This is a genomic window from Nonomuraea endophytica (assembly GCF_014203235.1).
Taxonomy (GTDB): domain Bacteria; phylum Actinomycetota; class Actinomycetes; order Streptosporangiales; family Streptosporangiaceae; genus Nonomuraea; species Nonomuraea endophytica.
In genome coordinates, this window is sequence record NZ_JACHIN010000001.1 from 274,596 (window position 1) to 288,124 (window position 13,529).

A 13,529-nucleotide genomic window follows, 5' to 3' on the forward strand; every position below is an offset into this window, starting at 1 on the left:
AGCTGTTACTGTCCGAACGCATGCGGAGACTCTGTGTCAAGGCCGTGCTTCTGGGCAGCTATCCGGTCCTGCTGCTGGCCGCCCTGTGGCCGCACCCGCTGCTGTTCGCCGCCGTGGCCGTAATCTCCTACCTCGCCGAGCACGCCGCGGCCCGGGTGGCCAGGCCGTTCGTGGACCTGCTCTCGCGGGTGCACCTGGGCGTCACCGTGCGCTTCGTGATCAGGGAGATGGCCGCGCTGCTCCTCGTGGCCAAGACCACGGGCCCCGCCTCGCCGTGGTTCACCGCGCTGGCCGTGGGACTGTTCGCGATGCACGGGGTCAGGGCGGTGCAGACGGGCCTGGCCATCAGGTTGCGCCAGACCGTCGCCACCATGCCCGTCACCACCCGCCACCTGGACGTCACCGCGCTCAACCTGCCGAAGACGCCGCCCGAGTTCCTCACCAACTACCGCGGCGTGCGCTTCCTCTACCTCGACGCCCTGCCCGTGCTCGGCGCCGCCCTGGGCGGCCCGGCCGCCGCCGCGGGAGCAGGTCTCGGCCTGCTGCTGGGCTGCGCCGGGGTGCTGGTCCTCATCCCCTACGTACGGCGGGCCGCCCCGCTGAGCGACGCCGCCCGCATCCTGGCCGTCGTCGACAAGCAGGTCAGGGACTACCACCCCGAGGTCATCCTGTACTTCAGCGGCGCCAACGAGGCCGCCTACCAGGCCAGGATGTGGCTGGCCACGCTGGAGCGGATCGACCGCCGGGCCATCGTGGTCCTGCGCGAGCGCGGCCTGGCCGACCGGCTGGGCCCGACCACGCTGCCGGTCGTGTGCATCCCGTCGTCGGCCGACCTCATGGGCTTCCACGCGCTGGCCAGCGCCCGGGTCTGCCTGTACGTGGCCAACGTCGGCAAGAACATCCACATGCTGCGCATCCCCGGCATGCGCAGCGTCTTCATCGGGCACGGCGACAGCGACAAGGAGGCGTCGTTCAACCCGTTCTCGCGGGTCTACGACGAGGTGTGGGTGGCCGGTCCCGCCGGGCGCGACAGGTACCGGCGGGCCAGGGTCGGGGTGCGGGACGAGAGCGTGCACGAGGTGGGGCGGCCCCAGTTGGAGGGGATCTCGGCCGAGGGGCCGGGCCTGCCGTACCGGACGGTGCTTTACGCGCCGACCTGGGAAGGGTGGACGGACGACCTGCACCACACCTCGCTGACCACGATGGGACCGAGGATCGTGCGGGCGCTGCTCGACCATGAGCCGAAGCTGCGGGTGATCTACAAGCCGCATCCGCTGACCGGGCACCGGGACCGGGCCGCCGCGCGGGCCCACGCGGAGATCGTGGCGATGCTGGACGCCGCCGAGCTGGCCAGGTCGAAGGCCAGGCATCCGTCGGGCGGGGCGACCAGGGCGCCGGTCAAGCATCTCGTGGTGACGAAGCCGGACCTGTACGCGTGCTTCAACCAGGCGGACATGATGATCACCGACATCTCCAGCGTGGTGGCCGACTTCCTGGCCAGCGGCAAGCCGTACGCGGTGACGAACGTGTCGGGGATGGCGGACAAGGCCTTCCACGAGCGTTACCCGACGACCGGCGCCGGGGTGTTGCTGGGCCAGGACCTCGCGGCCCTGGCCGGGTTCGTGGACGGGGAGGACGCGCTGGCGTGCGCGCGGCGTAAGCTGCGCGCCTACCTGCTGGGCCCGGACGAGCCGGATGCCCTCACGCGGTTCAACGCGGCGGTCGAGCGAGCTTTCTGGGACTCGTGAGGAAGCCCCAGCCCCAGGAGACGTGCATGGTCGCGTAGACCACCGGGAGCCTGAGCTTGGCCGCCCCGGGCAGGCCGCTGCCGGTCAGCGCGGAGCCGGCCACGATGGCCAGCGCGTAGCCGCCGGGGACGATCAGCGCCAGGGGGAAGAACGGCGAGACGATCAGCCCGAGCGCCATCGCCAGCACCGCGATGGGCGGGGCGAGGTAGCGCAGGTTGATCGTGCCCTCGTGGGTGCGGGAGACCACCCGGCGCCAGCGTCCGTAGTGGAAGTATTGCTTGGCCAGGGCCTTCACGTTGGGCCTCGGCCGGTAGGAGACCCGCATCCTGGGCTGGAACCACACGAGCCCGCCGGTCTGGCGGATGCGGTGGTTCATCTCCCAGTCCTGGGCTCGCTGGAAGTGCTCGTCGTAGCCGCCGACCCGTTCGAGCGCCTCCCTGCGGAAGACGCCCAGGTAGACGGTGTCGGCCGGGCCGGCCGTACCGCCGACGTGGAAGGCGGCGGCGCCGACGCCGATCTTGGAGGTCATCGCGCACGCGACGGCCTGCTCGAACGGCGTGATCCCTTCGGCGGCCATGATGCCGCCGACGTTGTCGGCACCGGTCTCCTCCAGCGTCTCCACGGCCACGCGCAGGTAGTCGTCGGGCAGCATGGCGTGCCCGTCGACCCTGGCGATGATCTTGTTGCGGGAGGCGCCGATGGCGGCGTTGAGCGCGTTGGGGGTGCGCCCGGTGGGGTTGGGGACGACCGTGATCCGCCGGTCGGCCGCCGCGATGGCGTCGGCGACCTCCTGCGTGCGGTCATGGGAGGGTCCTACGGCCAGCACGACCTCGATCTCGCCCGGGTATCGCTGGGACAGGATCATGTCGACGGCCTCTTGGAGGTGCCGCTCCTCGTTGAGGATGGGCATGACGACGGAGATGGGTGGCCAGGCGCGCGTATCCGCGTGCGCGTGCGGCGAGTCGGGCAACTGCTTCATGGCGGGCCTCACGCTACTGTACGAGCAGGGGAGGAAGGCAATCGAAAGCCAGATCCCTCCGGCAGGATAAAGGGGGCAGTGCATGGGCGAGCCGGGCGAGGAGGACGCGGGAGTGCACGTGGGCGGCGACGCCTACGGAGGCGTCAGGCTCGCGAGCGGCCGCAAGCGCAAGCCGCCCAAGAGCGCCAAGGCCCGGCGGCGCAACCTGCTGATCGCGGGTGCGCTGTCGGCCGCGGTGCTGGTCGGCACCGGTGTGGTGTGGGCGACGCCGCGTCAGATCGCCGGGGTCGACGCCGGCATCACCGAGTCAGCCCCCACGAGCGCCATGAACATCCTGCTGGTCGGCGTGGACAAACGCGACAACCTCACCCGCCGGCAGCAGAACCAGCTGAAGCTCGGCCGGGAAAGCGGCGAGCGTACCGACACGATGATGGTGATCCATCTGTCGGCCGACCACCGCAAGGTGACCGTGGTCAGCCTCCCCCGCGACACCTGGACCGAGATCCCCGGCAAGGGCCAGCACAAGATCAACTCTGCCTATCAGTTCGGCGGCGCGCCGCTGGCGGTCAAGGCGGTGCAGCAGGCGACCGGGCTGAAGATCCACCGCTACATCGAGGTCAACGTCCTCGGCTTCATCGACGTGGTCGACTCGCTCGGCGGCGTGACCGTGTGCACACCGGTGCCGATCAACGACCCCAAGACCGGGCTCAACCTCGTCGCCGGCACCCACGAGCTGGCCGGGACCCAAGCGCTCGGCTACGCGCGCACCCGCGCGACCATCCGCTCCGACCTCGACCGCATCGACCGCCAGCAGCAGGTCATCTCGGCGCTGCTCAACAAGGCGCTCAGCGCCGGCACGCTGGGCAACCCGGCGCGGCTGGCCGCGTTCGTCAACTCGACGCTCAGGACCATCAAGATCGACCCGGACGACGGGCTGCTGGGGCTGGCCACGCAGATGCGCGACGTGTCGCTGGACGACGTGCGCTTCGCCTCCGTGCCCCTGGCCAACATCGACTTCAAGACGCCGACCGGCGAGTCGGCCGTGCTGTGGGAGAAGGACGCGGCCAAGGAGCTGTTCCGCCGCATCGCCGCCGACGAGGACCTCGCCAAGCCCACGCCCAAGCCGACGCCCAGCGCGTCGCCGTCCGCGACGACGGCCATCCCGCCGGAGCGCATCTCGGTCAAGGTGCTCAACGGCACGCTGATCACCGGTCTGGGCGCGCGTACCAAGACCGCGCTGAAGGAGTCGGGCTTCCTGGTGCCGGGTGAGCCGGGCAACACGACGAAGAAGGACTACAAGAAGACGATCATCCGGTACGGCCCCGACCGGCTCGACTCCGCGCGTACGGTGGCCGCGGCCATCCCCGGCGCTGAGCTGCGCGAGGCCGACATCCCGGGCATCGAAGTGGTCATCGGCGCGGACCAGCCGAAGATCAAGAAGCTGAAGCCGTCCGGCGATCCGAGCCCCAAGCCGAGCTCCAGCGCGACCCCTACGACGAAGACCGCATCCCAGAACATCTGCCGGAAACAAGCATAAGAGCCAGCAATCCGGGCAGGTGACGGGCATGGAGGTCAGGTCCTGGTACGAGGAAGGCTGTACGGTCGTCCACGCCCGCGGAGATCTAGACGTCTCCGGGGCGCCCCGTCTCAGCGAGGCCCTCGACGCGGTGTGGACCGGCGCCGATCCACCCCATCTCGTGATCGATCTGACCGAGGTCCCGTTCTGCGACTCCGTCGGGCTCGGCGTGCTCGTGGGCGCGCTCAACCACGTGCGCGAGATGTCCGGACGGCTCGTCCTGGTCGTGGAATCCGGCATGATCACACATCTGCTCACCATCACCAACCTCGACCAGCACTTCGTGACCAGTCCCACCGTCACCGCCGCGCGCACCACGATGACCACGGCGGCCTAAGCTCCCACTGACGTTCTTTGTCCGTGGAGGCTTTCGCATTGTTCGATCAGTTCCCCGAGCCCGCGCGCTCCCAGCTCATCGCCGCCCATGACGAGGGCAAGGTCAGGCCCGAGTGGTGCTTCACCGACGGCGACGCCCGCGTGTGCTTCTGGGCCCCCTACCGGGGCGCACAACCGGTGATCACGTGGCACTTCTCCCCCGGCCCCGACCCGGCCACCGGCGCGGCGCTGCTGCGGCGCGGCCTGGCCGAGACCGGCATCACCAAGATCTTCCATGACATCGCCCTGTCCCCCGGGATGACCCCCACCGTGGACCGGCCGGTCGAGCACGACGCGCTGATGGGCGCCGGCTTCACGCTGGAGGTCGAGCGGGTGCGGCTGGAATGGCGCTCCGGCAGCGACATCCCCGCCGACTCCGGCCGGCTCACCTACCGCCCCGCCCGCAGGCACACCGAGCGCGAGCTGCTCGACCTGCTGGTACGCGTCTCCGCCGGCTCCCTCGACCACGACACCCAGGTCGAACTGGCCGCCGTGGGCCCCGAGCAGGAGGCCAGGTCCATGTACGACGACCTGGTCAACCGCAAGGGCAAGCCCGACTGGTTCGTCATCGGCTACGCGGCCGAGCAGCCCATCGGCCTGGTCGCCCCCGACGACCACTCCATCGCCTACATCGGCGTCGTGCCCGAACATCGCGGCAAGGGCTACGTCTCCGACCTGCTCGCCCACGGCACCCGCACGCTCGCCGAGGCCGGAGTCGAACGCATCGTGGCCGCCACCGACGTGGCCAACACCCCCACGTCCAACGCGTTCCTGCGGGCCGGGTACTCCGAGGTCGGCAGGCTGTTCCGCTATTACTGGAGGGCCCCGTGAGACTTGGCGTGATGTTCGACCGCGACCTGCCGCCCGAGCGGCTCGTCCCCTTCGCCCACGAGCTCGACGCCACCGTCGTGGACGACCTGTGGGTCGTGGAGGACCTCGGCTGGACCGGCGGCGTCTCCTCGGCCGCCACCGCCCTGGCCGCCACCTCGCGGTTGCGCGTCGGCCTCGGCATCGCGCCCGCGCCACTGCGGAATCCGGCCCTGCTGGCCATGGAGTTCGGCAACCTGGCCAGGCTCTACCCCGGGCGCCTGGCCGCGGGGGTCGGGCACGGTGTCCAGGCGTGGATGCGGCAGGTCGGCGCGGCCGTACCGTCTCCGCTGGCTCTGCTGGAGGAGACGATCACGAGCGTGCGGGCGCTGCTGCGCGGCGAGCGTGTGGTCGTGGACGGCAGGGCCGTCCACCTCGACGGCGTCTCGCTCGTCCACCCGCCCGCGGAGCCGCCGCCCGTGCTGGCCGGGGTGCTGAACCCCAGGTCGCTCACGCTGTCGGGACGCGTGGCCGACGGGACGATCATCCCCGAGGGCTTCGGGGCCGCGCGGGTGCCGTGGGTGCGCGCTCAGATCGCCGCTGACGGGCCGCACGAGCTCGTCGCCTTCACTCACCTGTACGTCGGCGACGACGCCGAGCAGGTGGCGCGGCCGATCGTGGCCGAGTACAGCGAGTTCCTGAAGGTGGCGCCGGACGAGGTGGCCATGGCGGTCGGCGGCGTCGAACAGGCCGTGGCCCACGTCCGCGCGCTGTGGTCGGCCGGGGTGGACACCGTCGTGCTGCGCCCGGTCGGCTCGGCCCCGCTGCGGCACGTGCACGAGGTTCTCAAAGCCCTGTGAATCTGGCCGTTCGGCCGATGCCGGGTCGGCCGCGCGGCCGATGGCGGGAGGCGGTGGCCACGCGACGATCTCATCCATGAGACGAATCGCGGTGATGGCCGCGGGCATCGCGCTCCTCGCGGGCTGCGGCGTGGAACTCGACGCGCCCGAGCAGCATTCGGCGCAGACGTTCACCCACTCCGGTGGCACCCTCACGATCAAGTCGTCGCTCGGCGGGCTCCGGGTCGAGCCGGGCTCGCCGGGGGTGGTCAAGGTCGACCGGTGGCTCAAGGGCAAGGCGGCCGACGCGGACAACTCCTCCTGGTCGCTGACCGGGGACATGCTGCGGCTCAGCGCCAACTGCAACATGGTCATCGGCGACTGCGGCGGACGCTACCGGATCGCGGTGCCGCCCGGCATCAAGCTCGTGGTCGAGGGCAGCGACGGGGTGATCGCCAGCGGCCTGTCGCAGGACGTGGACATCGCGGCGATGGACACGATCCGCGTGGTGGACATGGCCGGCGCCCTGCGCCTGCGGACCGAGGGCATGGTCACCGGTGAGCGCCTGCGCTCGGGCCGGGTGCGCGTGCGCACCGACTCCGGCTCGATCCACCTGCAGTTCGCGGTACGGCCGGCGAACGTCGACGTCCTCTCCCGGGACGGCGGGGTGGTGACCACGGTGCCCGACGGGGTGTACAAGGTCGTGGCCAAGAGCCAGGACGGCTCGGTCAGCTCCAAGGTCAAGAACGGCGACAGCCCGGACACGATCACGGCCAGAAGCGGAAGCGGCAACATCAAAGTCCTTTACGATGACTGACCGGTCAGTCATAATAGGCGCATGTCACCGAAACGAGTGGACAAGGCGGCCCGCAAGCAGGAGATCCTCGCGGCCGCCGTCCGCGTCTTCGCGCGCAAGGGCTTCGCCGCCTCGCGCATCGACGACGTCGCCGAAGAGGCCGGCATCGCCAAAGGCAGCGTCTACCTGTATTTCGACAGCAGAGACGCCCTGCTGGAAGCCGCCTTCTCCCAGTACACAGCCGACGCCGACGCCATCGTCGCCCAAGCCCTGAACAGCACCGACCCGCCCCTGGAACGCCTGGCCCTGCTGGTACGCGGCACCATCGACGTGATCGCCGGAGCGCCCGACCTGGCCAGAACCCTGCTCGACCTGTGGGCGACCGATCACATGCGGCCCGCGTACAAGGCCTACCGCGAGGCCGTCGCCGAACTCATCGCCCAGATCCGCCCCGGCCTCGGCCTGCCGCACGCCACCGTCATCGTCGGCGCCATCGAGGGCGTGGTGCTGCAGTGGCTGGTCGACCCCGAGGTGCCGATCGCCGACCTGGCCGGCCCCGTCCTGGAGGTCGTGGTCGAGGGCCTGAGGGAGCGCGCATGAGCACCCTCCGCACACTCGACGAGCGCCTCATCGCCCCCGGCGCCACCCCGCACGACCGCACCGTCGTCTACTCCACCGCGGTGGCCGGCACGGTCCTGGCCACCGCCCTGGCCTATGCCGCGGGCCTGTCCACGCTGCCGCTCGTGCTGATCGCGATCGTGGCCTTCGACCTGTACGGCGGGGCCGCCGTCAACGCCACCACCGCCGCCAAGCGGCACTTCCACCGGCCCGGCCGCACCTGGCGCCACCACGTCGGATTCGTCGCCATCCACGTGCAGCCGTTCCTGCTCGCCCTGGTCGTACCTGGCTTCACATGGACCGCGGCCGCCGTCGTCTACTTGCTGGCCCTCGCGGGCGCCGTCATCACCGTCAGCGTCCCCGCCGACGTCCGGCGGCCGGTCGCCTTCGGCTGCACCGCGCTCGCGATCGGGCTGGCGCTGCCGCTGGCGATCCCGGCGGCGATCGGCTGGCTCGCGCCCGTGCTGTTCGTCAAGCTCCTGCTCGCCCACCTCCAACCCCTCTGAAGAAAACCCGAAGTCCCGGGGCACACCATGGCCGCATGACCGAGACGACCGACAGCAGGGACCGATCCGTCGCCGAGCACGTCCGCCGCTACCTGGCGACGGACGGCCGGGACGGGTACATGGAAGGCGGCATGACCAACCTCATCCTGACGACGGTAGGCAGAAAGAGCGGGCTGCGACGCCGTACCGGCCTGTTCTTCGGCCAGGACGCCGACACCTACGTCCTGGTCGCATCAGGCAGCGCGTACGGCGCGCCCCTCCCGGACTGGTACCTCAACACGGTGGCGAACCCGGAGGTGGACGTCCAAATCCTCGCCGACCGCTTCAAGGCCCACGCCAGAACCACCACCGGCGCCGAACGCGCCCGCCTGTGGACCATGATGCTCACCCTGGCCCCCGCCTACCGCCCCTACGCCGCCACAGCCCTCCAGGAAATCCCCATCGTGACCCTGAACCGCATCCAATAACGTCCACCCCGGCCACGAGGACGCCGACGCATCAGATCGTGTCGAGCAGGCGGGCGAAGCTGGTCTGGTCGGCGCACTCCACGGAGTAGCCGTAGTGGATCTCGTCCCGCCCGCCGTTCAGCCGCTTGGGGAAGGTCCGCATGTTCGAGCTGTGGTGGTATCCACCCTTGAAGGTCACGCCGGGGACCCCACACAACTCGTCCACCGGCGACCACGGCGCCACGATCACCGCGATGACCTGGCTCACGAGCCGCTTGCGGTTGAGGTACACGATCTGCCGGCGACCTTGGTGAACCAGCTCGAGGTCCCCCTTGGTGGCATGAGAGGGGCGGAATCCGAGTTCGCCAGCATGCTTCACCAGCTGATCTTCCAGGTCGTTCGCCCACGCGCGCGATTCCGGCCAAGGCGGGGGAATGAAGCGGAATGATCCAGACATGCTGGGAACCATACGCCGACAACCCCTCGACGATGCACCCCCAAGGCAACAGCACTCCCGAAGCGAGGAAACCCGGCCTCCGCAGCACAAGGAAGCCGGGATTCCGCACGGCCTACTTGAGGAGTTGGCGGGCCATGACCATGCGCTGGATCTGGTTGGTGCCCTCGTAGATCTGGGTGATCTTGGCGTCGCGCATCATGCGCTCCACCGGGAACTCGCGGGTGTAGCCGTAGCCGCCCAGGAGCTGGACGGCGTCGGTGGTGATCTCCATGGCGGCGTCCGAGGCGGCGCACTTGGCGGCGCTGGACAGGAAGGTCAGGTCCTTCTGGGGGGTGCCGTGCATGGCGAGTTCGGACTTGGCGGCCGCGTGGTAGGTGAGTTGCCTGGCCGCCTCCAGCTTCATCGCCATGTCGGCGAGCATGAACTGGACGCCCTGGAAGTCGCCGATCGGCTTGCCGAACTGCTTGCGGTCCTTGACGTAGCCCACGGCGAAGTCGAGGGCGCCTTGGGCGATGCCCAGGGCCTGGGCGGCGATGGTGATGCGGGTGTGGTCCAGGGTGGCCAGGGCGGTCTTGAAGCCGGTGCCGGGGTCGCCGATCATGCGGGACGCGGGGATGCGGACGTTGTCCAGGATCACCTGGCGGGTGGGTGAGGCCTTGATGCCGAGCTTCTTCTCCTTGGGACCGAAGGAGACGCCTTCGTCGGACTTTTCCACTACGAAGGCGGAGATGCCCCGGGCGCCTTCGCCGGGTGACGTCACGGCCATCACCGTGTAGTACTCGGAGATGCCGGCGTTGGTGATCCACATCTTGGCGCCGTTGAGGACGTAGTGGTCGCCGTCCTGGACGGCCTTGGTCTTCATGGCGGCGGCGTCCGAACCGGCCTCGGCCTCGGACAGGGCGTAGGAGAACATCGCCTCGCCCGTGGCCACCGGGGCCAGGTAGCGCGACTTCAGGTCCTCGGACGCGGACAGCAGCAGGGGTACGGTGCCCAGCTTGTTGACCGCGGGGATCAGGGACGAGGACGCGCAGGCCCTGGCCACCTCTTCGATGACGATGACCGTGGCCAGGGCGTCGGCGCCGGCTCCGCCGTACTCCTCGGGGACGTGTACGGCGTGCAGGTCGGCCGCTACGAGCGCCTTGTAGACGTCCCAGGGAAATTCCTCGTTCTCGTCGGCCTCCGCCGCACGCGGGGCGATCTTCTCATCGGCCAGGGCGCGGACGGTCTCGCGAAGCATGTCGTGCTCTTCGGCCGGCGCGTAGAGAGGGAAGCTCATAGCACAAATACTAGGACGTCCGAGCAACTTGTTACCAGCGGGTACGGTTTGCTGGTTTATGCAGGTGGCACAGACGAGGTAGTGAGGGCCGGTAGCATGCCTGGCGATCGAAAGGAGCTCACTCGTGCCATATCGCCTCACGGTGATCGGGACCGGATACCTGGGAGTCACGCATGCCGCGTGCATGGCCGACCTCGGATTCGACGTCCTGGGCCTAGACATCGACGCGGACAAGATCCGCCGCCTCCAGAACGGTGAGCTTCCCATCCACGAACCCGGGCTGGAACCCGTCCTGCGCCGCGGGCTCGAATCCGGCCGGCTGCGCTTCACGACCTCCTACGAGGAGGCCGGGGAGTTCGGCGACGTGCACTTCCTCGCCCTCGGCACGCCGCAGAAACAGGGCGAGTACGCGGCCGACACCTCCTACCTCGACGCGGCCGTCGAGTCGCTGGCGCCGTACCTCACGCGTGAGTGCCTGATCGTCGGCAAGTCGACCGTGCCCGTCGGCACCGCCGCCCGGCTGGCCGACAAGCTGGCCCGGCTCGCACCGGCCGGCGCCCAGGCGGAGCTGGCCTGGAACCCCGAGTTTTTGCGGGAGGGCCACGCCGTACAGGACACGCTCAAGCCCGATCGCCTCGTCATGGGCGTGCGCTCCGAGCGGGCCGAGAAGATCCTGCGCGAGATCTACGAACCGCTGGGTGATGTGCCCGTGGTCGTCACCGACTTCGCCACGGCCGAGCTGGTCAAGGCCGCCGCGAACTCCTTCCTCGCCACCAAGATCTCCTTCATCAACGCGATGGCTGAAGTGTGCGAGGCCGCGCACGCCGACGTGCAGCAACTGGCGACCGCGCTCTCGTTCGACGACCGGATCGGCGGCAAGTTCCTGAACGCCGGGCTCGGGTTCGGCGGCGGCTGCCTGCCCAAGGACATCCGGGCGTTCATGGCGCGCGCGGGCGAGTTGGGCGCCGACCAGGCGCTGACGTTCCTGCGAGAGGTCGACGCGATCAACATGCGGCGCCGGGCCCGCATGGTGGACCTGGCGCGCGAACTGGCCGGCGGCTCGTTCCGCGGCTGCACGGTGGGCGTGCTGGGGGCCGCGTTCAAGCCCAACTCCGACGACATCCGCGACTCCCCCGCGCTCGACGTCGCGGTCACGATCGGCGAGCAGGGCGGCGCGGTCACCGTCTATGACCCGATCGCGCTGGACAACGCCCGCAAGGCCCACCCCGAGCTCAATTACGGCAGTTCGGCGGTGGATGCGGTCCGTGGGGCGCATGTCGTCCTGTTGCTCACGGAATGGCAGGAGTTCGTGGACCTCGACCCCGAAGCCCTGGGGCTGGTGGTCGCCGAGCGCAAGATCGTCGACGGCCGCAACGCCCTCGACCCCACCGCCTGGCGCGCCGCCGCCTGGCACTACCGGGCGCTCGGCCGCCCCTAACCCTTCCTATCCTTTACGGCGAGCCCCCGACCCACGCCACCCGCCGACGCGGGCTGACGCAGGTCGGGGGGATCGCTTCTCACGTCGGACGTGGTCCCCACCGCAACGGCCGCCCTTGGCCCCCTGGACCGGAAAACCCCTAGGTCGTCAGGCTGGTTATGAAGCGTTCGGCTTCGTCCTCGGCCATACCGGTTTCGCCGCGTACCAGGTAGATCGCCTGTTGGCGGTGGCCCTCGGCTATCAGGTGGCGGACCCGGCCCGCCAGGTCGCCCGTGCCGCGGCGGGCCAGCGACGGGCGTATGCCGGCGAAGGCCGGGTGGTCGGTGAGCCTGCCGCGGCCCGCGGCCACGTCCTCCACCAGGTCCTTGGCCTCTTTCAGGCCGAGCCGGCTGCGCTCGCGGACGATCTTGATGGCGTGGATGGTCTTTCCCTGCTGCAACAGATGGAGGACTTCCCGCTCGGTGTCCGCGGGCGAGTGGAGGGAAGGCGGCGGCTTCCGTTCGCCCCGGCGCCGGCCCGACATCACCAGGCTCACGGCCACCGCGGCCCCCACCACGCCGAGGATCAGCACTATCGCCATCAGCCCGATTTCCATGCCCCGCATGATATTCACGGCCGGACTCGATGACACCCTTCGGAAATCAGCCCGCGCGCTTGGGTGTGAAACGCAGGCCGGAGTGCAGTCCCGCCGGGCGGTCGCCTGTGGCGGGGAGGGCGGCCAGCAGGGCTCCTCTGCCGATGACGCCGGAGAAGACGGACGCGTCCAGGCCTTCCGGCGCGTAGAGGCCGGGGGCGAGGCCGCGGTAGGTGACCGGCGGTGCGGCGCCGGCCGGGACCCCACAGGCCTCGTAGGTGGCTCGGTGGTCGTCGTCGTAGGGCTCGAAGTGGTTGGTGACCCGGAGCGCGTCATCGTCGACCTCGACGGTGACGCGGCTCTGGAACGAGCCGTACTCGCCGGCCAGGTCGGGGCCGGGAGGCTCGGGCGGGCCGCCGAAGGGCGGGGTCACCGCGCGTCCGGTCACCTCTTCGATCACGGCGATGTGCAGCTGGTCCTGGAGCAGGACGTTGGCCGGGCCGGTGCCGAAGCTGGTGATGACCGTGTCGTACTCCGGCAGGATCGTGAAGGCCGAGTTGCCGCCCGGTGAGGTGCCGCCGTGGAAGGCGGCGGTGGTGCCGACGATGGGCTCCAGCCACCAGCCCAGCCCGATGGGCGGCGCCTGCGGAATGCCCAGGTCGAAGGTCGGGGTCAGCATGGCCTTCACCGAATCGGCCTCGATCACGCGGGTGCCGTTCTCCGCGATTCCGGCGTTCAGGTGCATGCGGCCGAAGGCGAGCATGTCGGCGATGGTGACGATCGGCGTCCCGCCCGCGGCCCCGATCGATTCGGGGACGCTGAACAGCGACGTCGCGCGCAGCGCCATCGTCTCCATGTCGAAGAACGCGCCGACCGCGGTGTGGCGCAGGAACGCCTGGGTCTGTACGGCGGTGGCGTCCCGCATCCCGCACGGCTCGAACAGGTGACGCCGGATCGCCACCTCGTACGGCAGGCCGGTCTGCTCCTCGATGATGCGACCGGCGAGCACGAATCCCGGGTTCGAATAGTGAATGCAGGTGCCCGGCTCGAACAGCACGCTCACGTTCCGCAGATGCTCCACGTACGCCCTTCGA

At 70.0% G+C, this 13,529-nt stretch carries 15 protein-coding genes; 10 read left to right on the forward strand and 5 right to left on the reverse strand.

Going from position 1 to position 13,529, the window contains the following annotated elements; translation table 11 throughout:
- Positions 1 to 20: 20 nt before the first annotated feature.
- Positions 21 to 1,748 (forward strand): CDP-glycerol glycerophosphotransferase family protein, encoded by a 1,728-nt coding sequence (locus HNR40_RS01205; RefSeq protein WP_184957781.1) that lies wholly within the window; start codon positions 21 to 23, stop codon positions 1,746 to 1,748.
- On the opposite strand, the gene HNR40_RS01210 is transcribed toward HNR40_RS01205, so the two are convergent.
- A complete protein-coding gene (locus tag HNR40_RS01210; RefSeq protein WP_184957782.1) occupies positions 1,711 to 2,727 on the reverse strand; it encodes a glycosyltransferase family 2 protein in 1,017 nt (338 codons plus the stop codon). The two genes, HNR40_RS01205 and HNR40_RS01210, sit on opposite strands and share 38 nt — an antisense overlap.
- Before the next feature lie 82 nt (positions 2,728 to 2,809).
- On the opposite strand from HNR40_RS01210, the gene HNR40_RS01215 reads away from it, so the two are divergent.
- The 8 genes from HNR40_RS01215 (at position 2,810) to HNR40_RS01250 (ending at position 8,711) form a co-directional block, all read left to right on the forward strand.
- Positions 2,810 to 4,264: an LCP family protein gene (locus HNR40_RS01215; protein WP_184957783.1), complete on the forward strand. Its 1,455-nt coding sequence runs from the start codon at positions 2,810 to 2,812 to the stop codon at positions 4,262 to 4,264.
- 28 nt (positions 4,265 to 4,292) lie between these two features.
- Positions 4,293 to 4,640, forward strand: coding sequence for an STAS domain-containing protein (locus tag HNR40_RS01220; protein WP_184957784.1), 348 nt, complete (start codon positions 4,293 to 4,295; stop codon positions 4,638 to 4,640).
- A 38-nt stretch (positions 4,641 to 4,678) separates the two neighbouring features.
- Positions 4,679 to 5,509 (forward strand): GNAT family N-acetyltransferase, encoded by an 831-nt coding sequence (locus HNR40_RS01225; RefSeq protein WP_184957785.1) that lies wholly within the window; start codon positions 4,679 to 4,681, stop codon positions 5,507 to 5,509.
- Positions 5,506 to 6,345, forward strand: coding sequence for an LLM class flavin-dependent oxidoreductase (locus HNR40_RS01230; protein ID WP_312896141.1), 840 nt, complete (start codon positions 5,506 to 5,508; stop codon positions 6,343 to 6,345). Before HNR40_RS01225 ends, HNR40_RS01230 begins: the two co-directional genes overlap by 4 nt.
- Positions 6,346 to 6,421: 76 nt before the next feature.
- A complete protein-coding gene (locus tag HNR40_RS01235) occupies positions 6,422 to 7,141 on the forward strand; it encodes a DUF4097 family beta strand repeat-containing protein (RefSeq protein ID WP_184957786.1) in 720 nt (239 codons plus the stop codon).
- Between the two features lie 21 nt (positions 7,142 to 7,162).
- Positions 7,163 to 7,720 carry a TetR/AcrR family transcriptional regulator gene (locus tag HNR40_RS01240; protein WP_184957787.1) on the forward strand — a complete coding sequence of 186 codons (558 nt, stop codon included), beginning with the start codon at positions 7,163 to 7,165 and terminating at the stop codon, positions 7,718 to 7,720.
- Positions 7,717 to 8,244: a hypothetical protein gene (locus HNR40_RS01245; protein ID WP_184957788.1), complete on the forward strand. Its 528-nt coding sequence runs from the start codon at positions 7,717 to 7,719 to the stop codon at positions 8,242 to 8,244. The genes HNR40_RS01240 and HNR40_RS01245 overlap by 4 nt, the downstream gene beginning before the upstream one ends.
- A gap of 35 nt (positions 8,245 to 8,279) precedes the next feature.
- A complete protein-coding gene (locus HNR40_RS01250; RefSeq protein ID WP_184957789.1) occupies positions 8,280 to 8,711 on the forward strand; it encodes a nitroreductase/quinone reductase family protein in 432 nt (143 codons plus the stop codon).
- A gap of 31 nt (positions 8,712 to 8,742) precedes the next feature.
- Here HNR40_RS01250 and HNR40_RS01255 read toward each other — a convergent pair whose 3' ends face one another.
- Together HNR40_RS01255 and HNR40_RS01260 are read right to left on the reverse strand one after the other, a co-directional pair.
- A complete protein-coding gene (locus tag HNR40_RS01255) occupies positions 8,743 to 8,982 on the reverse strand; it encodes a hypothetical protein (protein WP_221339878.1) in 240 nt (79 codons plus the stop codon).
- 277 nt (positions 8,983 to 9,259) lie between these two features.
- Positions 9,260 to 10,423, reverse strand: coding sequence for an acyl-CoA dehydrogenase family protein (locus HNR40_RS01260; RefSeq protein WP_184957791.1), 1,164 nt, complete (start codon positions 10,421 to 10,423; stop codon positions 9,260 to 9,262).
- 124 nt (positions 10,424 to 10,547) lie between these two features.
- Between HNR40_RS01260 and HNR40_RS01265 the strand changes: the two genes are divergently transcribed.
- On the forward strand, positions 10,548 to 11,861 hold the full coding sequence (locus tag HNR40_RS01265; RefSeq protein ID WP_184957792.1) for a UDP-glucose dehydrogenase family protein: 1,314 nt from the start codon (positions 10,548 to 10,550) through the stop codon (positions 11,859 to 11,861).
- A gap of 139 nt (positions 11,862 to 12,000) precedes the next feature.
- On the opposite strand, the gene HNR40_RS01270 is transcribed toward HNR40_RS01265, so the two are convergent.
- Positions 12,001 to 12,456 (reverse strand): ribosomal protein L7/L12, encoded by a 456-nt coding sequence (locus tag HNR40_RS01270; RefSeq protein ID WP_221339879.1) that lies wholly within the window; start codon positions 12,454 to 12,456, stop codon positions 12,001 to 12,003.
- A gap of 46 nt (positions 12,457 to 12,502) precedes the next feature.
- Entirely contained in the window at positions 12,503 to 13,516 is a 1,014-nt protein-coding gene (locus HNR40_RS01275; RefSeq protein ID WP_184957793.1) for a serine hydrolase domain-containing protein, read from the reverse strand.
- Positions 13,517 to 13,529 lie beyond the last annotated feature (13 nt).